The sequence below is a fragment of the Bacillus sp. FJAT-27445 genome, from assembly GCF_001510665.1.
In the GTDB taxonomy this organism is placed as follows: domain Bacteria; phylum Bacillota; class Bacilli; order Bacillales; family Cytobacillaceae; genus Bacillus_D.
In genome coordinates this window covers 436275-461506 of the sequence record NZ_LMTI01000003.1, presented here as the reverse complement: position 1 = coordinate 461506, position 25232 = coordinate 436275, and the positions used below count along the sequence as shown (strand labels likewise).

23 protein-coding genes are annotated in these 25232 nt (G+C 33.4%); 10 read left to right on the top strand and 13 right to left on the bottom strand.

Annotated elements, in window-relative coordinates; genetic code table 11:
* Positions 1-392: ImmA/IrrE family metallo-endopeptidase (locus tag AR337_RS23500; protein ID WP_172797536.1), on the top strand; the 392-nt coding region annotated here is incomplete at its 5' end.
* Positions 393-1434: 1042 nt separating this feature from the next.
* On the opposite strand, the gene AR337_RS10615 is transcribed toward AR337_RS23500, so the two are convergent.
* Positions 1435-1734 (bottom strand): hypothetical protein, encoded by a 300-nt coding sequence (locus tag AR337_RS10615; RefSeq protein ID WP_059171978.1) that lies wholly within the window; start codon positions 1732-1734, stop codon positions 1435-1437.
* Between the two features lie 199 nt (positions 1735-1933).
* Complete coding sequence (locus AR337_RS10610) at positions 1934-2455, bottom strand: hypothetical protein (protein WP_059171977.1); 522 nt, start codon at positions 2453-2455, stop codon at positions 1934-1936.
* Between the two features lie 567 nt (positions 2456-3022).
* On the opposite strand from AR337_RS10610, the gene AR337_RS10605 reads away from it, so the two are divergent.
* Positions 3023-3601, top strand: a complete 579-nt coding sequence (locus AR337_RS10605) for an N-acetylmuramoyl-L-alanine amidase (RefSeq protein WP_059171976.1) — start codon at positions 3023-3025, stop codon at positions 3599-3601.
* A gap of 861 nt (positions 3602-4462) precedes the next feature.
* Here the strand turns inward: AR337_RS10605 and AR337_RS10600 are convergent.
* The 3 genes from AR337_RS10600 to AR337_RS10590 form a co-directional block, all read right to left on the bottom strand.
* Complete coding sequence (locus AR337_RS10600) at positions 4463-4612, bottom strand: YvrJ family protein (protein WP_059172237.1); 150 nt, start codon at positions 4610-4612, stop codon at positions 4463-4465.
* A gap of 1018 nt (positions 4613-5630) precedes the next feature.
* Positions 5631-5852, bottom strand: coding sequence for a hypothetical protein (locus AR337_RS10595; protein WP_059171975.1), 222 nt, complete (start codon positions 5850-5852; stop codon positions 5631-5633).
* 1 nt (position 5853) lies between these two features.
* Positions 5854-6441 carry a sigma-70 family RNA polymerase sigma factor gene (locus AR337_RS10590; RefSeq protein ID WP_059171974.1) on the bottom strand — a complete coding sequence of 196 codons (588 nt, stop codon included), beginning with the start codon at positions 6439-6441 and terminating at the stop codon, positions 5854-5856.
* Positions 6442-7781: 1340 nt separating this feature from the next.
* Between AR337_RS10590 and AR337_RS10585 the strand changes: the two genes are divergently transcribed.
* From AR337_RS10585 to AR337_RS10555, 5 genes are all read left to right on the top strand, one after another.
* A complete protein-coding gene (locus tag AR337_RS10585) occupies positions 7782-8486 on the top strand; it encodes a C39 family peptidase (RefSeq protein ID WP_059171973.1) in 705 nt (234 codons plus the stop codon).
* Between the two features lie 71 nt (positions 8487-8557).
* Complete coding sequence (locus AR337_RS10575) at positions 8558-9700, top strand: hypothetical protein (RefSeq protein ID WP_156424365.1); 1143 nt, start codon at positions 8558-8560, stop codon at positions 9698-9700.
* A gap of 1084 nt (positions 9701-10784) precedes the next feature.
* Positions 10785-11321: an RNA polymerase sigma factor gene (locus AR337_RS10570; protein WP_059171970.1), complete on the top strand. Its 537-nt coding sequence runs from the start codon at positions 10785-10787 to the stop codon at positions 11319-11321.
* Positions 11302-12048, top strand: a complete 747-nt coding sequence (locus tag AR337_RS10565; RefSeq protein WP_059171969.1) for a hypothetical protein — start codon at positions 11302-11304, stop codon at positions 12046-12048. Before AR337_RS10570 ends, AR337_RS10565 begins: the two co-directional genes overlap by 20 nt.
* Before the next feature lie 926 nt (positions 12049-12974).
* On the top strand, positions 12975-13511 hold the full coding sequence (locus AR337_RS10555) for a hypothetical protein (protein WP_059171967.1): 537 nt from the start codon (positions 12975-12977) through the stop codon (positions 13509-13511).
* Positions 13512-13566: 55 nt separating this feature from the next.
* Here the strand turns inward: AR337_RS10555 and AR337_RS10550 are convergent, their stop codons facing one another.
* The 5 genes from AR337_RS10550 to AR337_RS10530 all read right to left on the bottom strand — a co-directional run bounded on the left by AR337_RS10550 (position 13567) and on the right by AR337_RS10530 (position 18386).
* Positions 13567-14379, bottom strand: a complete 813-nt coding sequence (locus AR337_RS10550) for a leucine-rich repeat domain-containing protein (protein WP_059171966.1) — start codon at positions 14377-14379, stop codon at positions 13567-13569.
* Between the two features lie 305 nt (positions 14380-14684).
* The gene (locus AR337_RS10545; protein ID WP_059171965.1) at positions 14685-15338 is read right to left on the bottom strand and encodes a hypothetical protein; all 654 of its coding nucleotides are present in this window, start codon (positions 15336-15338) and stop codon (positions 14685-14687) included.
* Positions 15335-15877 (bottom strand): sigma-70 family RNA polymerase sigma factor, encoded by a 543-nt coding sequence (locus tag AR337_RS10540; protein ID WP_059171964.1) that lies wholly within the window; start codon positions 15875-15877, stop codon positions 15335-15337. The genes AR337_RS10545 and AR337_RS10540 overlap by 4 nt, the downstream gene beginning before the upstream one ends.
* Positions 15878-17865: 1988 nt before the next feature.
* Positions 17866-18000, bottom strand: coding sequence for a hypothetical protein (locus AR337_RS24045; protein WP_367576258.1), 135 nt, complete (start codon positions 17998-18000; stop codon positions 17866-17868).
* Positions 18000-18386: a sigma factor-like helix-turn-helix DNA-binding protein gene (locus AR337_RS10530; RefSeq protein WP_059171962.1), complete on the bottom strand. Its 387-nt coding sequence runs from the start codon at positions 18384-18386 to the stop codon at positions 18000-18002. The genes AR337_RS24045 and AR337_RS10530 overlap by 1 nt, the downstream gene beginning before the upstream one ends.
* Positions 18387-20243: 1857 nt before the next feature.
* Between AR337_RS10530 and AR337_RS10520 the strand changes: the two genes are divergently transcribed.
* Both AR337_RS10520 and AR337_RS10515 read left to right on the top strand, forming a co-directional pair.
* Positions 20244-20804: a sigma-70 family RNA polymerase sigma factor gene (locus AR337_RS10520; protein ID WP_059171960.1), complete on the top strand. Its 561-nt coding sequence runs from the start codon at positions 20244-20246 to the stop codon at positions 20802-20804.
* The gene (locus AR337_RS10515; RefSeq protein WP_059171959.1) at positions 20794-21789 is read left to right on the top strand and encodes a hypothetical protein; all 996 of its coding nucleotides are present in this window, start codon (positions 20794-20796) and stop codon (positions 21787-21789) included. Before AR337_RS10520 ends, AR337_RS10515 begins: the two co-directional genes overlap by 11 nt.
* Before the next feature lie 44 nt (positions 21790-21833).
* On the opposite strand, the gene AR337_RS10510 is transcribed toward AR337_RS10515, so the two are convergent.
* The 3 genes from AR337_RS10510 to AR337_RS10500 form a co-directional block, all read right to left on the bottom strand.
* Entirely contained in the window at positions 21834-22697 is an 864-nt protein-coding gene (locus AR337_RS10510; RefSeq protein WP_059171958.1) for a hypothetical protein, read from the bottom strand.
* An 18-nt stretch (positions 22698-22715) separates the two neighbouring features.
* Positions 22716-23246 (bottom strand): hypothetical protein, encoded by a 531-nt coding sequence (locus tag AR337_RS10505; protein WP_059171957.1) that lies wholly within the window; start codon positions 23244-23246, stop codon positions 22716-22718.
* Positions 23247-24466: 1220 nt separating this feature from the next.
* A complete protein-coding gene (locus AR337_RS10500) occupies positions 24467-24694 on the bottom strand; it encodes a hypothetical protein (RefSeq protein ID WP_156424364.1) in 228 nt (75 codons plus the stop codon).
* A gap of 352 nt (positions 24695-25046) precedes the next feature.
* Between AR337_RS10500 and AR337_RS23615 the strand changes: the two genes are divergently transcribed.
* A partial coding sequence (locus AR337_RS23615; protein ID WP_216637373.1) for a hypothetical protein occupies positions 25047-25232 on the top strand: 186 nt, incomplete at its 3' end.

The window sequence follows — 25232 nt, the reverse complement described above, 5'->3', positions numbered from 1 at the left end:
GTGCAACAAAATGGTTATCCAATGAAAAAATAATGATAGCTATTACAGCTAAAGGCAGTTATGAAGATATTTTTTGGTTTACTTTGTTCCACGAAATTGGTCATGTTTTCCAAGAGATGAAATCTGAAATATTTATTGATGGAGAAGATTACTCAAGTAATGAACTTGAAAAAGATGCAGATAATTTTGCTTTGAACAACTTAATACCAAATAGTGCTTATGAACACTTTGTTAATGCCGGTCATCACTTAGATAAGGTTAAACTAAGATCATTTGCAGAGGAAATGAATATTAATATAGGGATTGTTGTGGGTAGATTGATGAAGGACAAGATTATTGAATATGGGAACAAATCTTATGAGCAATTAAGAAGAAAATTCAAACTCCAATAGAAACTTCCCATTCATAATAAAGCCCTATATCTTTTACCTGTTTTCTTTGTTTGGTGGTATACTCAGACCAAAAATGATTTCGGAGTAAAATATAGCCTCAATTCAATCCTTGGTTCAAATTCACCCATTTAAATCCCTATTAATGAAAATTAGGAATAACTAAAACTCACCGCTAAAGGTAACGGGTTCGTTTTGAGGAAAAAAAATACAATAGCAACAATTTTGAGGACTAAATAGTATCTATTTAGTCCCTGTTTTTGTTAAATTATACGTTTTTTCAAACTTTTTTGTGATTTGATTCATAACATTTATTTATGATTATGGCCGCAATATTTTATCACCCTTGCCATCTTTTTTTCCAAAGTACGCCAAGGGATTTACTGCACATTCAAGTCCATGCCAAAACTCACTATACTTAAATGGTGATACTCCCGAAATTCATTGATTCGAGTACATTGCCACTAAATTTAATATTGGCAAATTTCCGCAAAACAAAAGCGGGTGTGGTGAAGTTGCATTTACTCCTTGGTTTGCGAAAAAAGGTACTTCCTACCCCTGAAAAGCCATTAAGTTAATTTGTTTATCTTTCCAATACGGGGTTCCATCCTGGTACCCCAATGACGGTTGGTAAGTTTTCTTTGCTTTTCTTTGAATCTATACTATACTTGGTCTTCTTTGTCACGTATACTCTGGTTTCTTCTCAAGAGTAGAAACTCAATATACACTTTCCTACAGCTGTTTTCTCCTCACAATCACTTCTCTCATACTTCTAAATGTAAAATCCCACCTGAGGGGACCAGTCCGCATAATAAATTGTGTTAAAGTCTCTTCTCCTTGTATTGAAACAATTGAAAAACGCCGTAAACACGTTGGCATCAAGGGTTTACGACATTTTTTATGGACGATATTTCCTTACAAGGAGTGCCTTTTTAATAACTTGAGTCTTGCAAAAAAATCTGTCGATTTTTGACTAGTTTTGCATAGTTCGTAAAAATAAGAATGACATCCCTTTTTTCATGGAATTGCTGAATAAGATTGTATTTTAATCTTTTGTTCTCATTCCCCTACTTCTTACAAAATTAAGAATAAAGAAGTTTATCCATGTTAATATTGGGATAGAAAATATCAACACATAAAGACCGGAATGACCAAAGCCAAACAATCTTATTTCATCGTCTAAAATGTAGAAAAACCACGTTGCTATTACTAAAATTAGTGTATTTATAAAAAAACCCGATAACATACCCAGCCATTTTTTATTTCTCATTTTTAATGTCAGAACAGATGTAAATGTAGATACCAATAAAGAAAATAATATTATAATTGAGAAAACAATATTCACACCTCATGCCTCCTACATATATATTATTCCCTTCTTCAATTAACCTATACTTTATTTCAAATAGGATATTACCAAATCCTGTATCACTAGTTTTCCATTTATAAATTTAGATGGAGCCATATACATAAAAGGTGTATTAAATTCTTTTTAAATTCAAAAAGCGAGGCTGTCCCAAAAGGTCATTTACTATCCCCTACTGTTAGTTGGTATAGTATGAATGAAGAAGCCAACCATTATTGCTTTTTACAAATGTCATATATGCTGTGAAATGGGAATCTCCTCTAAAAACCATAAATCCAATTGTAAAATTACCATTCTCTTCAAAGTTATGGAATGAGTATTTAAGGTTTTCCATATTTATTTCCCCACTGTATAAATTAATCTCACTCTTTCCATATGGCGCATCCTCTATAAATTTATTTCCCTTTTCGTCGAGAGATACAGCTGCTGTTGGAGATAATAATAGTTTGATGGTATTATAATCCTTTTCCTTCATTGCTTTAAATAATATTAAGGAGAGATTCATTGTCTTCTTTAATATTTTTTGTTCCTCTGAAGTCAATTCAATATCTTGTTCGTTTTCCTGATTAACTTCTACCAATTCAACATCTTTAGTCTTTTCCATGCCAACATTTGAAGCTGTTTGGGGTGGTTTTTCTAAAACTCCGCATCCACTAAGTATAGAAACTAAGAAAATAATAGAGAGTATCACTTTTTTCATTCTCCGATTCCCCTCCCTTGTAAGTTTTTTTCAATTGGCTTAGTGTATTCCTCTTGTGCTGACTTGTATTGGAGCATAACAGGTCATCATTCAGGAATATCAGTGAATAATTTTCTGCTTTTTTAGCTTTGTGCATCCCATTTATAATTTGCAATCCTATTTTTCTCCTTTTTATGTTATGAACATTAGGTAAGGTAAGGTCCAGATTCTTATATGTTGTATTCGGTGCCATATACCCTTGTTACTTAATAATTTTCCTCTTATTATTTCATACCCCGTATTCCCAGTCAGATTGGTCCTTTACATAGGTTAATGCCACTCTTCATCACCATATAAATCCAAAGCCTTATTAAAAGTTCATCTTTTGAAAGTTAAGTAAAGTTGTGTCCAAAATTCCCCCTATTTCATTCATGTACTCACATCCTTTTATCTATTCAAACCTTAGACGACCAGCAATTTTTTAATGTTTCATTTTTAAGTAAATTATTTTTTCTAAATGGTTGTTTTTTTGCTGATTATTTCACTTTATCTTTTGTAACAAAAATTATAATTGAAAGGAAGATTTGAATGGCACTAAATGGTTGGAAAATCTTTATTGATCCTGGTCATGGTGGAAAAGATGTTGGGGCATCTTATGGAACAGTGTTAGAAAAGGATTTAACACTTGACATCGGTAGCAGACTAAGCAACAAGTTACGCAATACCTACGGTGCTTCGACAAAGATGAGTAGACTTGACGATACTTTTCTAACACTTGATGAGAGGATAGCAGCTTCAAATACCTATGGTGCAAGCATCTTTGTTAGTGTTCATATCAATGCTGGAGGAGGTACTGGAGTTGAAACTTGGGTTCACGATAATTCCTCTAGTTACGCTAACTCTCTTGCGTTAAATGTGAACAACAGATTGGCTAGTACATTAAGTGTAACCAATCGAGGAGTTAAAAAGGCTCCGAGTCAACGTGGCGAAGATATTAGGGTTGTTAATCCGGCCTACAATAAAGCATGGGCGCTTCTTCCAGAAGTATTGTTTATTGACAATGCCACAGACCGAGCTAAGCTACAAGATCCAGCTTATATACAAAAAGCTGCAGATGCAATTGCAGCAGGTATAGACGCATTTGCTGCTTCTCTACCTCCAATGTAAACAGAAAATGAGCTAGGAATTTGTTCTACCACAACTTATAGACAAAAGGGGTTTGGAATGGTTGCATTCCGAACCCCTTTTTGGATTTTCATAAAAAGTCAAATCTCTTTCAGCAATGCTTTTGGCCATCACTGGACCTCGGCACTTCCAGTTGACCAGTTTTAGTTTAAGGCAGCGAAAGTATGCTTCGCCTGCATGCATAGACAATCCCTTAGTCCGTTCAAGTATATAAGAATGGTTTCCACGAGCTTCTCATAGATTGATTTTAATCTTGTTTATCACCCAATGATTTTCTTCTACCTTTTGTGAATTCTTTACTTTCTATGCATTGAGCTAAGCCAGGTCGCAAAGAATATTTCGGTGATTTATATTAGCATATCCCTCTTTTGTAGTAGTCGGATAATGCAGGCTCTCGCTGGTAGATATAAAAGAAGTAATTGAATTTGTTATATACATAGTTTTAACAGAAAACCCCTCTACCTTGTCCGTGGTTATGACGAAAAGCAGTTATTAAATTTTTACATAACCTTCTTAATAGCTGGGGGTTTATAGCTGTGTCAACGGCAATAACTTTATGCTTTCCAACTTCCACTCAAGTTGTTCTAAAGTGAACATCTTTAATTGTTATCGTTTTTTGAATTATTTCCGAAAGTTTCCTTTTAATGGTCAGATTAATAGTTATATGGTTCTTTTTTATAATATCTTACGGTAAAAGCCAGTTAAGTTTAGGAGATTTGTTGATTGGAGTCAAAGAAGCATAGACTCCTGTTGAATCAGCTGAACAAGTGAAACTCCACAATACAAAAAAATGACCGTAAGCAAACACTTTCACCGAGTTTGTCTACCTCCTAACATTAAAAACTAGAGTTTTTTATTCATAATTTGTTGTAACTTGCTTATTGCTTCTGTTAGGCCTTCAATTCTTTTTTCAAAACGAAGCAATAAATAGATAGCTATTGCCACCGGAAAGCCGAAATTACCTAAAATCGTAATAATCTGTGCTATATCCATCCCCAAAATGAGACACCTCCTTTGAATATAAAGAGAAGTTATAAATATATTAGTTAACCTTTATAAAAAAGAAGCTAGCTCCGTAAGCTCTACCCTGTCAAGGAGAAAATAAAAATAGGTAGCTTGAAGTTCCCTATAGTTTCCTCTCCGTGACAGGGGGTTCCCTGTCCATATTCCTTTCAAAGGCTGTATTATCATGGCTAGTTGTAATGTTAGCATTGATCCGAGTGGATAAGGGTATCCTTATGGAGCTTACCTTTCTTTTATGATAATTAATCAATTTATGGAATATCTGGGTTGTAGGGTCACCTCCACCCCGCTTAGATACATGTATGTCAGGATTTTATTGGTTGGCTTGTTTTTTATGTATAACACGTAAGGGAATGCGATTACAGTTATTTAAAATAAGTGTACATTTATAAGTAATGATACTATATTGTTTCCATTAATGAGGTTTGACTCTTCTGGGGGAAGGATTGCCAAACTTATTTATCCTTTAGCGTGAATCTTTCTTAGACCTTTTGGCATTTATAAGCCATTAATTATCCCCGGGGTGGTGGATGCCTCCAGATATCTGTAATAGTATGTGTAATATCCGGAATGCGAAACAGTAAAGAGGTCCCCAAAAACTTGGTGCTCTGCTAAAATCCAACCTGTTCAATCGTCTTAGTTATATTCTTTGTTTGGCTGCCTCCTTTGTATTTGGTAGTCAGATTAAACCTTATTTTAAATAACAATCTTTAATCCATGGGCGACTGTTCCTTTCGTTTATTTCTATAACGTTACATTGAGGGAAGTTTGCTTGACGCTTGTCTGTTGTTATTATCTATAATTTATTCTATAAAATCGTAATGCTTGTTCACTAACCGCTCTAGATTTTGAAGCATCTATATCTTTTTGGTTGTAAATTTTTTTACTCGTTTTGTCCATATCCTTATATTGAATATCAGTTATAAAAAAATACCTGGAGGTAAGACACTCTTTTCAAAGTGTCTTAACTACAGGAACCTTTTTAGAATTATCTCATGTTTATATTTTTGCTCTGATATTGCTCTTGATAGACACAAAATGTAGGGGGGAGTGAGATTTTTTCTTTAATGACTGCCTCAATAACCCTTAGTTTTATTTCTTGTTCTAGGTCTTCTCTTTCATTTCTATCCACATTTAATAGAGATTTTTTTATTTTTGGTGTCATAGTTTTTAATGCCTTTACTAATATTTCATTCTTATTAATCCTCATATTAATTACCTCCTTTCTTGTACTCTTTTCTAATTCTTTCTAAAGCCTTTTTCTTTGTTTTTGCTATATTTTGAGGAGTATCCCCGTAAATCTTAGCTACATCTACTTGCTTCATTCCCTCGATTATGAGCAAATGAAGGATATCACGCTCTTTCTTTGTTAAATTGCTTAGAACTTTGTTAAGATTTTCATCGCCAGTTACATCTAAAATAAATAAATCAGCAGAATATACATCATCTTGTGAGAATCCTCGTTTGTATGATAAAAATTCAATTAATGTATTTGCACTTTTATCTGTATGGTCTAGCAGTAAAGGAAAACGGTCTTTTTGTTTTCTGTGGTTTTTATCGAAATCAATAGAGAAATAGTAAGAGACCGAGGAAATATATTTAAGTAACCGAAAGAAATAAAAATGTTCTACAAATTTTCTATCTAACTCCTCCATAGCCTTTTTATCACCTGTAGTAAAAGCTAATTCAAGAAGACGTATGTTATCTGGCTCCCTATCTAAGAAGCTTTTTATTATTGGTTGATTTAGAAAAGCGGCGTTCTCTTTTTCATATTCGCTCATGCAATTATACCTTTTCAAAACAACTACACCTCCATATATAAAGGAGTAATTGAAAGAGAAAAAGCAACCAAAAGTGAAACGCATGTTCCATTTTCAAACTGAATTATAGTAAATTTATGTAAGATTTTAACAGCAATAAATTATTTCACTAGCAAACTAATTTATAGATGTTAGTTGATATAGTTAAAAAGGGAAGTGCTAACTCCTTAAAAAAGCGTTACCTATTCTTCATACAAATAAAAACATCCAAAACCAAGAGGGGTTGATATTTTCAAAAGTAAATATTTTAAATCATTAATTCAGTATTCAGCACTTTTAAATAACAGGACTAGTATTTTCTTTTGGAAAACAGTTAAACAAGGAAACTATATGTCTTTTTTCTAACCAAGGACTATTTTCCAAAAGGTTATTTTTTTGTTCAAAATCTATTTTCCTTAAGGAATGCTCCTCCTTCTATTAATTAGATATTAAAAAAATAGCCTCAACCCTCCCTTCACATAAATCATTTCAAGTTAATCTTGGTTTTGCTTAAATCAGAAGAAAAAAGCCCCTCATTCCTTTTTCTATCAAGGGTTTAGGCACTTTACTGTACTTTTCAATTTCAGGTTAATTGGTGTTATACGTATAATTTGGTTTTTAACTACCTCATTTACGACAAACTGGAATAGAGTATTGTACAGGCTGAGAAAAGTACTACAACCACATTATCTATCTCTTCACACTTATCCTCACGTTTGTAATGGATTGGTCCGTCATGACTTCCGCTTTATAAGTTCCATCCGGATACTTATAGGTTTTGGAAGTTTCTGTTCGAAGTTCAAATACTTCCTTCCATAAATCACTGTAGAATTAGACTCTATAATCAAACGGTAAATTCAGAGGTTTTTTTAGGTGAAAATTCAAAAATTTAATTATCTGGTGGCTTCTATCATACCAGGAAGAAGTATTAATTATATGGCCTGTTCCTCGACCACCAGCAACGCCTCCAATTGGTCCGACAGCTACAGATGTTGGAGCTTCTCCTAAACTAGCCTGTACCTGCCTTTTTAGCCTTCAACACTGTGCCGGTACCACTTTTGCCAGCATTTCTATCTACTTGCACGGATAGTCCAAATCCTGGTGCAGCCATTGCACCGCTAACTAAGGAACTTGGTATAATAGTTAAACCCTTATTTCCAGATTAATAGTTATCCACTAAGCCATGGATACGTCCATGCAACAATTTTTAATAAAATATGATAAAAATTTACAAAATTTAAAATATATGGTAACTTTTATGATAAAGGAGGGAATGTAAAATTTATCTATAAATAACATATATAGGTAATTGTAAATCTATTTTAATAGGAGGATGTATAATGAAGAAATTGATCACTTCAACAATAATAATAAGTTCTCTCCTGTTACCCGGAATAATAGCAAATGCTGCTGGAACTGGGGATGATCCAAGCTTAACAGAAGATATAAAAACCCCAGAACAAGAAAGAGTTTTTGCTGAAAAAGAGGAAGCGACCAAACCCAAATTTAGTACACTGTCATTACCTGATGGAACATATAAAGTGTTATCCGTTCCTTCTTACCAACAAGAAACCAGTTATTGGTGTGGACCAGCAACAGTTAAACAAGTGCTACAATATTTAACTGGTACTTCTAAAACACAAAGTAATTATGCTAGTGAATTGGGCACTACCAGAGATGGAACAGATTTCACTAGAATTGATGATATATTAAACAAATATCAAAATATGAATACTTATGTTTATGCCTCAATTGGTGATTATGCATCTTGGACTAGTAAAACAAATTATGGTATACAAAATAATTATCCTGCAGTCTTAGATTTGAAAATTACGTCTCAATATATGCCTAAATACACAACCCCAGTGGAAGGTCATATTTTAAATGTTTCAGGATATGACTCCAGAACTAGCCCTGTACAAATGAGGTTAACTGATCCATTTGATCAAGGGGGTAGAGGAGTTACATTAGGGAATGTTTGGCACCCACATAGGGGAGTATATGACGCTAATAATGCACATTTTAGACAAGCATTACAATATTAATGAAAGAACCCATCTGAAGTTAATTCAGATGGGTTTATATTTAAATACAAAAAGAAAGTGTGAAAAAGAAAATGAAATTATTAAGATTATTACCCATATTAATTTTAATAACTTTAGTTTTTACAGGATGTTTTTCTATCTCAAATGCATTTTTCAAAGAAAAGGGGAATAACAAAGCAGCAATTGGAATGAAAAAAACTTTCGAAGAAAAGAAAGTTTTTAATCTTAAGATGGTTGAAAAATTGCCGGAAAATAAAATAAATAAAATTGAATATAAATTATCTGAAAGGTGTAAGTTAGAATCAAATTTAATTGCCCCCTCTTATATTGATAAAGATAGAATCGTATTTTATGAAATTTTACAAGGGGAAGATAAGATTATTGGATTTTCTAGAAAAGATCAAACCTGTAAAACTATTTATAAGAATGAGGGAATAGGAAATGTATTAGGGTTAAAAGGTAAATTATACTGGACGGAATATGATACTACAAAGCTTACGGATGTTGATTGGAAAATTAAATCTCTTGATTTAGAAACCAACTTAGTAATCGATATAGCATCAGGAGGAAGTTATAGAGATACCCCTCCTCCAACTTTACGCTATGGGGAAAACACAATTAATTGGATTGAATATTCATTCGAAGGAACAAAATTAATTTCCAAGGTAGTAGAGTATAATTACATTTCAGGGCAAAAAATAAGTGTCACAAAAACCATCTTAGATGAAGATCAAACAAGACAAGGTGAGTACTATATATTACAAAAAGGAGTAAAAGATAAGATATTAATTTATAAATCAATCTTTAATAAAAAGGGGAAATCTTTTGATATAAGTTTATATCATCAGAATAATAAAAAGCACCTTCTTACAAAAGATAAAGTAATTGATTTCTCTTCAAATGAAAAATATTTTGCATATACAGGAGAAGGTTATCTTGCAGCGTTTGATATTGCAAACCCTAACACCGAAATATTATATTCTACAGGTGATTCCTTAACTACAGATTCACCAATTTTTATTAATTCAAACACATTAATATTTAGATATGGAATGAATGATATTTTAATTACTGACTTAAAAAAGAAAACTGTGTATTCAATTACCGGGTTTCAAGAAATACTATCCAAGCCACTTTTTGAAAATGGTTACTTAGCTTTTGCAAAAAAAGATAATACAGATCAAGTCTATTTTTATATTCTAGAAATATTGTAAAAGTTCCTATATATTGTTTTATAAACAAGTACGGGAAAAATAAAGATTAGTGACGTTACGCGCCAGATTTTATCATGTTTCAGAAAGAGATATCAAGTGAATCTCAGTTTATTACTATGGATATACTGAATATATCCGAAACAAAAGGGAAATCTAAATTAAATGGTTTCCCTCTATATCGACTTTTACACCTGATTTTTTGTACTAGGCCATTTTAACCCTTAATTCGTCCAGCTGAATTTAATATCTATACGTTTAAATTTTTTTGAAGGATTCCCCCTACTGAACTGAAGAATATATTCTTACTTTTTTAGGAAATTTAAAGACCAAAAAGTGTAAAGTGTCCTTTAACCAAGTCTGACACCGGCTACGGTTTTAAGACTCAATTTTTCAATACCAAAATTTGATGCGTAGTATAGAATTTAGGTATTTGAAGAACAAAAATCGATGTCCAACTGACATTTAAAATCTGTCTGCTCAATTTTGACAACATTGGGTTTGGATTATTTTTCCTGATTTATTTGAATCTTCACCATTAATAAATGTACTTATTTGAACAATCCTGTTTTTCAAAGCCCGAATGATGGATTATCTCAACAAGATGCCCGGTTATGCTAGTCAAATTCTCAGCTTTAATGGCAATTCCTTTTTCATGGTGAATAGCCTTCAAGAATTCTGACTTAGGTGATGTAACTACCCAACCCCCTCAATATATTAGGCTCCCCTGCTCTCCTCTGTCATTATCTTTGAAACATAGTCCATATTTCCTAGAATTATATTGTTCCTCAAATTGAACACGTCCTTATTGAAGCTTTATTAAGTATAAAGGGTGAACAGTAGGGACATGACACCTTTAAGACTAAAAAAAATTTCGATTTAGAACTATCCATTAGTACATAAATAGCTGGTTCAATATTGCCCATAGCTTTCTGATGACAATATGGACTCTCAGAATGATTCCCTCTTCTAAATTCTAACTGTAATAATATTTTAATAAGTAAATTTTTACAATAATTCAAACTTATTGAAACCTTTTTATTGTTAATTCGACTAATTATAAAGGTTCTAAAGGGGGCTAGAAAACGTGGATAGATATAATTTTGAGGATTACTACAATAAGTACTTCGATGACGTTTACCATTATTTGCTGTTTTTCACTAATAATAAGAATGAAGCAGAGGATTTAACCCAAGACACTTTTCTAAAGGTCTTAAAAAACTTACATTCTTTTAATTACAAATCCTCTGTGAAAACCTGGATTTTATCAATTGCAAAGCATACATGTATTGACCATTATCGAAAAAGGAAAATCATTTCGATTTTACCAAATATATTAATGAATACTCAGGTTAGTAAAGAAGGAATACCCGAATCAAAAATAAATACTAATAGCGACTGGGAATTACTACAAAAAACATTAACAACTTTGAAACCTCATTATAGAAGTGTAGTTATTTTAAGGGGATTGAAGGAATATTCCATTAGAGAGACCGCTGAAATCCTAAATTGCAAGGAATCAAAGGTTAAAGTTGATTATCATAGAGCGATACAATTGATGAAAAAAAATATCGGAAGTGTGGGGGAAGGAGTTGTGTTTTCATATGAACAAGAGAGTAAATGATGAGTTTTTAAAACCTTTAAAGGATAGACCAGATTTAACTCCCAAATTACATTTTAAACAAAATCTTAAACACCAGCTTTTAGAAGAACCATTACAAAATACGAACAAAAAAAAATTAGGCAAGTTGATTCCAAACTTTTTAACAGTTGCTCTATTGTTTATTATGATTTTTTCAGTTCATAACCTTATTAAAGAAAATCCTGAAAGTATTTCACTTGGATTAAACCAAAATGAACAAATAAACAAAAAGGAAGACATCCCTACGAATTTTAGTGAAGAAGAAGTTACCCCTTCAAATCCAATAAAAGAAACAACTCCGGTTGATTATCCCTTAGCTGAGAACGAATTTAAGGTATATAATGATTTTTCTAAAGATTTGAATGAAGCACACTTAAAAAAACTTAATCCGATAAGTATTGCAAAACTTTATGTAAAGGCCCAATTGGAAGGAAGACATGATGTATCGTATGCTCTATACACTAATCGTAAGGATTTCATTCTTTGGACAAAAGAAGAGGATGCTGAAATCTCACAAGACCATAGAGGTACAATCGAACAAATCTTAGAGTTATATAAAAACATTGAAAATGGTAAGTTTATACAAACAAGTGATTATGAAGGTTATATAGAATATTTTCCAGACCCGAATTCTGATGTAAAATCTGGATTTAAAATGATAAGAAACGAAAATGGGATTTGGCAGGTTTCGTTTACTCCTATTCAATAAACGGATACAGTCCCTAAAAAGTCGAAATTACCTACCATTACATCAATTTGTATTAAATAACTATATTAAAAGGACCGGTTCGCTAAGATCGGTTCTTTTAATAGTTTTAAAAAATTTTAGCGATTATGCAGACATGTCTTTTATTTTTATCTTTTTTATTGTTTTGTTAGCTGCCTAGAAGCACAGTTGACAGACAGTCCACCATCCATTCTTTCAACTTATAATCGTAGTCGATGAAGGTTTTCGGTCCCCCTGAAATTCGTCACTTTATCCCACAACCAAGAAGTCGTAATATAGCCGAGTAAGATTCCCGTGCCGGTTGTCTCTGGTCAGAATCGTTCCCTTATTTTTTTATCTTGTTGGCCATTCTATCAAAAGAGTAAAAGAACGTATTTTCCTTCCTATTGACCACTTTTGTGTTCCTGCCCATTGAATCGAAATACATTATGGTTTTATCTGGCTGCTTTAACTTATAGCTGCCATCAGCCTGGCTGTCTAGTTCAAAATATGCCCCATCCGGTGTGGTAAATAAGGGGTACCATATCACTCTGCAGCTTGTTGAAATGCCTTTTCACTCCATTTCCTTCCAGATACTCAATGTTCGTTTTTTCTGCATTTTTTGCTTCGCTCAGTGTCCACTAGCCCAAACCAGTCGTTATACCCTGTCCGGCTGTTGAAGAGGAGCCTAGATTAAATGCCTGTTGTGTGCTTTTATGTTTAGTGGATGCATCTATGTTATATATGCACTTGAAATTAATCTTAGCTTAATAGATTAACACGGATTTTTAATGTAATAATTCAAATTCTTGGCCATTCTCAATTTTTTTTTAAAAAATCTATCTAAAGTTGGTTGCATTTTTGTTTGAATAATTTCCTTTATAAATGAACGAAGAAAATTCGTATCTTTATTAAGGAGGAAAAGAAAGATGGCAACAAAAACTTATAACCGTGATCTCTTAACACCAAGCTTCAAACAATTTGATACTACATGGGGAAGCAAGATTACTTCTTGCGGCGGTACAATGAAAGCTGAGGGTTGTATAATCACCTCGGTAGCAATGTTATTTAAAGGTTTTGGTGACAGTTTAAACCCAGGAACTTTTCTTGATGCACTAAAACCTACTGGGGCTGACTGCCCTTTTAACTGGCTTTCAGCCGCTAACAAATATGGACATTCTTATCATGATAAAACCACAGGTACATTTAGTGCATTGAAGGGTAACATTTTTGATTTGATTGTTAACAAAGGTACGCCAGTATTAATTAGAGTTCCTGGACATACTGTTGTAGCAAAAGCATTTTCCGGTACTCTTTCAGTAGATATTGATGGAAACCCTTATTACTCACAAATTACGGCAAGTATGATAAATGTAAACGATCCAGGGAGTAGCACCAATGTAACCCTTCAAGATGTTATTAACCAACGCGGTGAGTTAGAATATATAAACAGGTACACATTATAAAAAAATTAAGAGGGCCGGTTCAATAAGAAGTTTTCTTTTTGAACCCGCCCTTTTTTCAATCATTTTTAGGTGCTTCCAAAAATTCTACCGATTTAGGTAAAAGGTACAAATCCTTAATTTTACTTTTATCCCCTAAGACTGTTTGAAGATTCTTAAGGTTAGCAATGTCTTTAATTGAGATTAGTTCTGTCCCTCGAATATCTAAATATTTTAGTTGCTGGGAATTTCTTAAATCTTTTAGAGATTTAATTTCTGTATTTCTTAAAGATAGTCTTTCCAAATTAGGTAGATTGGTTAAACCCGAAGTTTCAGTAATTGGGTTTTCCGATAAGTCTAAAAAGGTCAATTTCTTAAATGAACCTAATATAGAGATATCCGTTATTAGATTTTTACGGAAGGAAACTGTCTCTAAAGAGGATAATAAGCGTAATTTTGATAAATCTTTTAAAGAACTCTCTTCTATTAATAGATATTTAAGATTTGATAGGTTATTTATGTCTGGTATTTGTTCTGGTGAATACCCCGCTATCTCCAAGGATTCTAGTTGTTTTAAATCCTTGATAAAATCTAAATCTTTAGTATTTACCCTTTGGATGGTCAGTCTTTTTAGGTTCTTCAATTTAGTTACATAGAAAAGTTGTTGCTCTCCTTTATCAGCTATAAGAATTTGATCATTCAAAGATAAGTGGTCTAATTTTAACACTTCAGCTAAATCCGGTACTTTCCCCGTTTCTTGCTTTACGGATTCAATTATAATTTTTGGTATCGCTTCTTCCTTAGCTTGTGCTTCCGGTTTTGGTGAAACATTTTGAGATGAACACCCAACCAGAAGTAATGCACCCATAAAAAAGTTTAAGACTTTTCTCAACTTCCTGTACCCCCTTGTTAATTTGTATAGTAAGAATATAGAAGCCAACCATATTGCGTTTTTCATATGGCAGATAGGCTTCGAAATGGGAATATCCTGCAAAGGACCATAAATCCAATAGTAAATTTACCATACTCGAGATAAGGACTCGTGTACAAGACTTTCCATTTTAATTTCTCCGCTGTATAAGTTCGAACTCACTCCTTCTGTTTGGTCAATTGTATATTAATTTATTTTCCTTTTTATCGAGAGTTTTAATAGCTGTTGGAGAATTCAATTCATGTATTCCCCCTTTTTCTACTTTCTTATTCAAGCCACGTGTTGTATTCCTCTTTAGCAGACTTGTATTGCATCACAACTTTATTATCTTCTAGAAATAGCAGTGAATAATTTTCTGCTTTTTTATCTTTGTTCATCCGAATTATTATTTGCAGTCCAATCTTTTCATCCTTGATATTCTGGGTCTCAGGTTTAAAATCCAGCTTCTTTCTTGGGGTACCGGGTGCTCTATATCTTTCAAATTCAATAAAGTATCCCTCATCCTCAGTTTTGCCCGGTATTATTTCATGGCCTGTTTTACCAGCAAGTTTAAATATTTCATTTTCGTTCATTCCAATACGGAAGAAAGTCTTAAACAGATCCACATCCTTTAGTATCTGGATTTTTTCTTTGGATGTAATTGTATTTCCTTTGGTATTTATTTGTTCCTTAGAGAAAGAAGGATCATATGAGGCCGTGTTAACATCTTTTTGTTGCAAGTAATAAGAAGAAATAATTCCGAAAAGAAGTATTGTTGCCAGAACAGCCATTGAATGCGTAAACCAATTAAATGGAGATTTATTTTCTTTTCCTAATGTTTTATTAAGTATGTTTCTTCGTTCCTTGCTGGAAAGTTTTATTTCACCATATATACCTTTATCTAAATGTCCTTTTAGGTTTTGCCATTCTTCTCTATTCATAGGTGAATTTTACTCCTTTCCATTTCCTTTTTCAGTAACATTTTCCCCCGTCGTAACCTAGTTTTTATGGTTTCTATATTTAACCCTGTTACCTCACTAATTTCCGTTAACTTTAATTCTTCATAGTAGTAAAGATATAATATCTCTCTATACTTTTTTGACAGATTTAATAGACTGCTAGTTACAAATGAATGCTTATCCTTTTCCAGAAATATATCCTCTGGTGTTCTAATATTTGAAGGTAAATTTTTATAATTAAAAGGAGAGTAAAGGAAGAATTTTTTTCTTAACATATCCTTACAATGATTTATTGTAATTCGATAAATCCAAGTTTTGTATTTTGATTTTCCTTGAAAGGAAGCAAGATTGTTATAACACTTAATAAAAACCTCCTGGACAATATCCTCAGCCAATTTAATGTCCTTCACATAGGTAAATGCCACCCTTTTGACCATATCCCCATATAAATCCAAAAGCCTTATAAAGAGTTCTTCCTTTGAAAGTAAAGTTGAGCCCAAGAATTCCTCAATTTCATTCATTTCCTCACATCCTTTTAACCATTCGTACCTTAGACGCACAGCCACCTTCAATGTTTCATTTTTATTCACTAGGTTCCAAAAAAATTAAATGTTGATTTTTCTTTAAATTCACTTCATTTTACCTTATGTAGCAAAAAACTAATCAGAAACGGATGATTTGAATGTCACTAGCAGTTGATGCGGGTCATGGTGGTACAGAACTACTGGAAGAAAAGTAGTTACCCTTGACTGCATCTAGACTAATCACAAAGTTACTTGAACACATACGGCGCTTTAACAATAATGAGTAGAACAACTGATAAGTCAGTTTCACTAACTGACAGGGGAAACGCTTCAAATTCGTAAAGTGCACAATTCTCCGTAAATGTTCATATCAATGCCGGTGTGGTTTAGTTGTTGAAACTTTGGTTCACGAAAAAAGCCTCTAGTTACGCAAACTCTCTTGCGTCCCAGGTGAACACCAAACTGTATCGTGCTTTAGACGCAACTAATTGAGGTGTTAAAAAAACCAAAATCAACTTGGTGCAAACATTTATGTAATTGATTCATCTGTAAATAAATCCTTGGGCAATTCTTACTGAAGTTTTGTTTATCGAGAATGATATAGATCATACTAAGCTTCAAGATTCCGGATTATAAACAAAAAGCTGCCGATGCATTGCTGCAGGTATTAATGTCTTTGCTACTACATTCTCCACTGTAAATAGAGGAGGGATAGAATTTGGTTCTTGCCCACGTTGTTGAAAAACAAATTAGTGATTTAAATCCTTAAAACTATTTAGGGATTCCATTATTTATTGTATAGTATTTTGAATGGTTAATAGCAGTATTCGTATTCTATTATATGTGAGGTGTAGCCAATTTTCTGTAACGAGTGGAGTTTGGTCCACCTTTTCAAGTTTTGGAAGATGACAGTCATCAAAATTTGGGTCATTACTTTTTGGGCTCGGCGGTAACGCACATAGCGTAACGAGGTCATCTATCATTATCAGATTTCCCTCACCTTTTTCAAATATTTTTTCTACTTCTTCTGCCTTGCGGATTGTTTATAGCATTTGCTATTAATTCATTCTCATCGGCCGCCCAAGTTTCATTTCTCAGGAATACATGCTTATCAAACATCATTAAATGGTCATTGAACAGGCTCTCCCAGTAAGATGGTCTGCCTAACTTTGAGGGGAAATTAATTTGTTTTGGGGTAATGATTTCTCAATTTTTTATAAAAATCAAATTAAACAAGTTGATGGTGGGAAGAATCATAAACATTTAGATAAAAGGCACGATTCTGTTCAACTTCCTGAGAGGCATATGAGAAAATTAACATAAAAAACCTCCACTTATATAATAATGGAGGTTTAAAAAAATCTTTTCACTTTGTCCATTGACAACCGACTTTATCTACAGAATGGGGCAAGAACTTAGTTGAGTTTTTAATAAGTGATTGTGATAAAAACTCATAATGTTCCTTAAGGTATACGCTAAATCCAGAGGATATTACTGTATTCATTCAATTCTCCCCCTTTTTGAATAAAGGGGAAGATATTGACTAAAAACCAACTAAAATAAAAATAGGATATTCCATTCAAGTCAAAGTCATAAAAGCTAAGACTTTGACTTTAAAGTAAAATCATTTGTGGGACTTAAACTGGTTCAGACGTTTTACAAGTTGCGATTGATTTTTATATACTTTAAATAGACAATAGGTAATGAATAGAAGTGAAATTTCAAGCAAGAGAGATTCCTCCTAAGTGTGTTATAATAGTAAAGATAAACAGGGGGCCATCCCGTTTATCATTTCTTTTCGGTGAGTGGATTCGACTCTAGGGTTGAATCCTCTTTTTTTTTATCATCTTCATGCTCTTCTTTGTTTGCTTTTAGGTGAAGGTCAAGAATGTTATTTATCTTCAATTGAATATCTATTTGTCGAAAAAGAATCCCTAAGACCAAGCAACTAGAAAAGATAGTCAAAGTGTAAATTGTTTCCATAATTATATTACCATGTTTCCACTGCGTACCAGTTCGATAAGAGATGTCTTTATCTCTTGATTAAATTCTTCTATTGGATTCCTACTATATCGTGATAATTTATTAATATCTTCTTGCAAAAAATCTAGAATAATCATCATCGCTTCGTTATCTCCAGCTCTTGCCTTTTCCAGGATGGATCGAAACTTTCCATCTCCATCTCCATCTTTAATTTCTTTAAGTATTTGTTTTTGCATTTGGATACTCCTTGCCTTGATATATTAAGTTTTAAGGCTACTTCTTTCTCGGTTAATCCATGAATAACTATATTTTGAATTATAAATCTAGCTCTATTTGGCAAACTTTCAAGTACTTCTTGAATATAAATATCTGATAGTTTTTCATTTATTTGTTCTGTTGTTCCTAAAACTTCTTCTACTAAAGGTTTTTCATTGGTTATCCGCCTCCTTTCGTAATATTGTAATCTCCAAGCTAACCTTTTGAGAGTAAGTTTTAGACTCTCCTTCAAAAGATTATCATCCATGCTTTACCTCCCTGAATTTTAATTAATAAAAATAGGAACATATGTTCTATTTTATTCTATCATTAAATGGACAATATTGGTAACGAAATCGCAAAATATTTGTCGATTTAAAATTAATTACATCAATCTATATTAATTCAAGAGGAAACCCAAAAACGGTTATACCTAATAAAGAGAATTTAAATAGAAAAAGGCAACCAATTTAATTTATAACAGAATAATTTGATAAATACTTGTGAACTTCATTTCCATAGTTCTTACTCATGTAATCGCTTTTGGAATTTATTTATGAAAGTATTAGGAAGTTCATCACATCCTGTATTTAGGTAAAGCCCTCAGGTACATACCTGCCTTCCGACTGAAAGGGACGATTCCGCCTTTTTATGTTCTCCACTTGAATTAGTTCAATGAGCTGTTCCCCAAGTCGATATCGAAAACACAGCCTCTTTCCCTATTTTTAACTTTGGTAAAATTATTTATTAATAATAGCTGTATCTTAATCTTCATCTCCAAAGGGAATCCAGGCTGTAGACAAATTCGATTAAATCTATGTTGGCCTACAGTTTTTTTATTATTTTTTATGTCTTTTTGATTTCCGCTCCCGCCACTCCCTTTCCGGAGTGGTCGTGAAGTCTCCTCGGCGTTAACAACGTGAGGTTTCCCCGCACCGATACTCTCGCAGGAGTGTTGGATTGGGCTTAATACCTGGGCTATGGCTTGTTGGATGAAACAGTCCATCGCGGTCCCAAGTAACCTCACTCCGCCGCATTGGTTCGGAATTTTGACACAGCGAACGGGTAAAAGTTGGTAAGTACCTACCCTTAAAGCTGAGACAATCTCATTCAAGTTTTCGACTATATGCCTTCGCAGGTCTTTTATGGGCATTCCATCAATACCATAGCTGCCTTTGTTCCGTGCCATCCTTTTCAGAGCGGTTAAAAGGTTTCCACGTGACAAGATTCGTTCCATTAACATTTTGGTATTCCCTTCCGCGCAAATGAGGGGTTCCATTTGCACCAGTTCATGTGCTTCCACCCTCTCAGAATCCCCCACGGGATACACCGTTTCCTCTTCCGGGCAAGTCCTTCCGTATGACTGTGTTCACCAATCACTGCATTGGTTCAGCCCTTACCATGCTTCTCGAGTTGGTATGGTCTTCTGGCTATTGACCTGTACCTGTCCATCGCTGAACAGGTTTCAAAGGGATCTTGGCATCTCAGCCAGACATTCCATGGTAAGTGTACAGTCTTTCCCTCCACCTATCTGCTTCATTTACTCTGTACCACCTTCGGCAGAAAGGGCTTTACCTTGTTGTGGATGCTCACCCCAAGGTACCTAGCCTAATATGAAATTCGTATTCCTCAGATGGGAGGTTCCCGCTCGCTTCCTTCAGATTCCGTCTCAACGTGGACCCCTTTACGTTAATGTCTAACCACTACTACCACCTTCGTGGTTTGGGACTTTCACCCTATAGAATGCACCCATGCCGCGCGACCAAAAGACCAGATGAATATAAATCTCTGGTCTTTTCAATAGAACTTGAAGAAGAAGTAACAAAACAACAAAAGGGTTCTAAAAATACAAGGAACTCGAAATGATGTAATAACATGGTTACTAATGTAATGTTAGAGTTAGGTAGTTTGTTTCAGAATCCCGCTAAGGGTAAAGTAATATTTGTCTAATCTAATTTCATATTGTCGGTCCTTTCTAAAGCCTTATAATTCATGTCTATTTAAGCTGATGCTACACCAGGTAAAAATCAGTTAGTCAACAATTTGAGAATTTAAATTTTTTAAAAAGGAACCTAACAAGAGTAACAATCGTCTATAAATTAAATAATTATTAGGAGAGAGAAAATTGATTGTAAAACAGCACATCTCTAAAGAGGTAAAGGTTAAGGAGGCAGATCATGAAAGCACCCTTAAATGGCTGATGAAAACTTATGGAAATGATGTTATGCGTGTAGCTTACATCTATTTAAAAAATAAACAAATGGCTGAAGATGTAACGCAGGACGTTTTTTTGAGGTGTTTTGAAAAGATTGATGGATTTAGATACGAGTCTAGTTATAAAACATGGATAATAAAAATAACAACAAATCGCTGCAAAGATATACTTAAAAGTTGGCAATATAGGAATATATTTATTTCAGAAGTCTTCAACATAAAACAATTTAAACAGCAACTTTTTAAAGAACCCACCAGTAATGAAGAAGATGAAATGATTTCAAAACAGGTCATGAACCTTCCAATAAAGCTAAGAGAAGTCATAATTCTATACTATTATCAGGAATTTTCCATTTCAGAAATCTCCAATCTATTAAATACTAACGAAAACACAGTTAAAACGCGCCTTTTTCGGGCACGCGAAAAATTAAAAAAAGCTCTTCAGGAAGGATGGGAGTTCTATGGAAAATAAATTAAATAACCTTAAAGAGCGAATGGACAACACTGTATTAAATGAAATTTGTTTTACAAATGAGCATGAACAGTCAATTTTGCGTAGAATAGAACAATCAAATAATAAAAAGCGTTTATTTAATAAGTTTAAACTTGCTCCATTATTAAGTTTTTTATTTACATCTTTTATATTTGTAGGCATTATTTATTTTGTGGGATTTAAAACTGGCTATTTAAATAATGAACAACCTAATCTTTTGGTTGAGCGACACACTGCAAATACTATTACTAAAAAAGAAGATATAGTCAAACAATCAATTTTTACACCAGAAAAACAAAATGAAATTGAAAAGGATTTGACAAAGACTGAAATCTTAACCAAGATGATTAATTCAGTCGACCATTTCGATACAGCAAAGGGACAGTTTGAACTTCATTATTCAAATATTAATTTGACGATCATGGTCAATTATGAATTAAGCTTGAGGGAAAACGCAGGAGGATTTATAGAGGAGACAATTATTAGAAATGAGGAGAAAGAAACCCGGTCATTTTCCTATGAGGGTAGCGATATTGATTCTATACCACTAGATTTAAAATCTGCCTTTTATGTAAACGAGCAGGGTGAAAACGAGACGAAATACCGGGGGCGACCAAATGTTGGTTATGCATCAAATTCATTATTCCCTTACGAACTTGCTTCCAATTATACACGAGACCTTTCATCATGGGAAATCGAAAAACAAAATGAAGAAATTCTCGGACATAGGGCCGTTGTTATTAGAGGTTTATTAAATAATTATGCAAAAGAAAAGAATCTTTCTGAAGTTTTTCGTTTGTGGATAGATAAAGATAGCGGGGTATTAATAAAATATGAAACATATAATCATGATGGGGATATTGTAGACTATCTTTACCCAACAAAATTAGTAATAAATGGTCCTGTTGATATCACAAAATTTTATAATGAATCAAAAGGAGATATTTCAACAGGAGAATATTAAAACAAAAGCTACCCGAAGAAATATTTGGGTAGCTTGTTTTGATATTAAATATCTAATTTATAATCTTTGGGTATAATAATGTCTGGAACTGGCTGATTAGTATCATTTATCTTAATTGACTTCGTCTTTAAGAATTCAGTTGCTTCTCCATTTTGGTTATACTCCTCCATCTGCAACACAATACCGGTATTTTTTTCAACCCATAATTTAAAGCTTTTTACGTTATGCTTCATTTGATAATAGGGATTTAATTCTCCTTCAATTATAACTACATCATATCCATTTATATTCTCTTTATCTGAAACTATGTCCCACTTGTTGTAGTCTTCCAAAAAACCTAAAGCAAAGTCCTCAGGGAATAAGGATAATGATGCCATATCCATATAAGTTGGATCTAGCCTTCTTTCGTATACTTTCTCTCCATTCTGGTCTAATTTATACCTATCTTTGGCTTTTTTGTTGGAATATGTTTGCGATTCATCTGTGGATTTCCCTACTTTATATTTCCTGAATGATTTGCTATTATTATCTGCTATTGTGACCGAATTGTTTCCATCATAAGCTACTTCCCTTGAATCCTTATTAGAAACCATTTTTACGTTAGATTTATAATCGTTCTTTCGGGTTTTAACGTTATAACTTACTTCATATTCATAACCCGCACTACTACTATGATATATAAATTTCCCTACCGCTTTGTCAAAATTATCTATCGAATTTAGCATTTTTAAATGAATACCTTCTTTAGTAACGACTTCGTTAGGGTCTGTCTTGGGTTTACTAGCGCTTGGTTGATTCTCCATTGCCATTGCTCGATTATCTAGCTTATTAACTACTATCGTCCCTGTAATCGCCCCAGTTATTAGTACTGACAAACCTACTCCTAAGAAAAGATTCTTTAATTTCATAACATCCTTCTCCTTTAATTATTCTGCGTAAATGATTCTTGCTCCGTCCGCTCCTGTGCTAGCAGCATCTACAGATTGACCTACTACTAAATGTGAATAATTGGTGTTTGAAGAGTAGCCAGCCTTAATCGTATTCCAACCACCTGGTGCAGTGTTTTGATTCAAAGTTGCTATTAAATATAGCCTTCCATATGTGCCATTTTCAGCAACAAAATATTCTGCGGAAGGATCCGTAAAGTTAGGGTGGTTCAAATGGACTGCAAAATCCCTAGTCCCTGATTTATAACCAAATTTCCATACATATGCTCCCCTATATCCGTCAGTACCAGAAGTAAGACGATGATCACCCCTATAACTTCCTGTGTAAGACTGATATGTCCAATTTCCTTCATATTGATTCTGTGTACTATTAATAGCACCTTCATCGTTATCCAGATATACAGTAGTATAGGAAACAGCTAAAGCTTCATGGTTGAATAATAAAAAAGGCAAACATAGTAAACTAGCAAACATCCCCTTTAAAAACCTTTTTTTAAAGTAAAATTTCATACCCAGCATTCCTCCATATTTAACAAATTTCGCCTAATAAGGCGATTAATGGAATATTAACCTATTTTTGTAATTTTGTAAAGTTTAGAACTACTAGGTAGTCGTATGTTTAACTTTCTATAAAACGAGGGGTATTTACCCTCATTCGAGAAGATCAATCATGAAGGGAAAATACAAACAGGACGTTTGTGGGTAATATTAGTTCTACTACAAAGAAAGATGTAGGATAATTAGATAATCCACTTCTGTCCCTAACTTTTATTAAGTCGTAAAATAAGCATGTAAAATCGTATACTGCGTATATCTTGGTAAGGATTTAACTTTATTGTTTCTATGTTTTTGTTTGTATGTTTTCGTTTCTATTAAACTCTAATACTTCCTCCTGTGTTTTTATACTGTCCTCCCAGGTTAATCCATCAAAAATAATTCTGGTATTAATAAAATATATCCCTTTCAAGATTAATCTACTAAGTGCTTTTTTTAGGTGACGATAAAACCTCGAAATGTAATCGCTGACTGTGAAAAATATCGATCTTTCTGCAAGGCTATCCGAAAATTCCTTTGCAGAATGTTCGATTGCGAGTTTGACTAAGACTAGCTCCTCTCCACTTTTACAGCCACCAACAATGGAAACACCGAATCCAGAACGGACAAGTTCTGTGAAGAGGCCACCAAGCGAAAGCGGTAGTGAAAAAAATTGTATCTACGTTTCTGACCTAATACCAGGCTGAATTTAGTAGTAATGCTGGTGGTTTTAACTACATCATGTTACCCCATCCTGGTCAAAGAAATGGACAGGTGTATGATCATATTACATAGATAAAAAAACAATTAGCTGAGTGGAATTTCACCTCTGTACAGATAGGAACTTCTAATTTCTATAATGGGGAAATAAAATACAATGTTTAACATTTAAAAGAGCCTAGAAATTAATTGGGCTCTTCTAAATAAATACACATTTTATTATCCCGACTGCTCTTTCACTCGTTTGTAAGTGTCCTGGTTCATGCCCACAATCTCTTTCCAGTTCACCCGTTTCTGCTTCTTCTTACGTTTTTTTATTTTAGGCTTTCCTTTATTATTTGGTACTGCAATCCTGTTCAGCTGTAGCTTTTGCTCTTTAGACAAATATTCAGCTATTCTGATATTCCTATCCCCTTTTATCTAAATAAAATAGCACCCTCATTTCTCCAATCGCTTGGAGATAAGGATGCTTCATGTCAATGACCCCAAATATAACTTGAAACCTGTAAAGCAAAGTACGCTGTGATAAAAAGACCCACATATACTCCAACCCTGGCCAAATCTTTTAGTAAACCTCTAGACAAGTTTTTTAAAATTATTCCTGTTATAAGGGCATAAATAATAACTACGATTCCTGTGATTATAAAAGGGCCGGATACAGTCCAGAGGTCAATAAATGTAAAAAGCGGTTCTATTTCAGGCAAAACCATCCATCCTCCAATTTTGTCATTTTTAGTATTTATTCGACAAAAACAGATGGTTTCCTCCCTTGCAAAGACATTTGCAAGTATATATCTTTATCAGTATGGTTTATATCCAGTCGGTGTTATCTGGGTGTTACCTAGACGTTACATGGAGCAAGACAGACATCTCGAAAAGCATTGAGACATAAAGCTAAAATTAAATCGTCACGGTGTTACTAATAATTTTAAATTTTGGTTAATTAAAGTGTCTGACAATTTTAACGGGACCCCAGTACACTTGTCCGCTTTGCATCGAAGTCAGTTTTAACATTCCTGATAAAATACTTTAAATTTGTTAAGGAAATTCTTCGAAGTGGCATCCTTAAAATCAGTATCAACTATACAGCACGTAGCATTTAGGAAATCGTTAAATTATGAAGCTGATCATTATGCTCTTGCTGCATGGTTGACCCATGTAGAAAAACTCGCTAGAGAAATTGAAACAACTCCATTTAGAAAAAGAAATTTAGAAAAAGGTTTGCCCGACATTAGACAATTA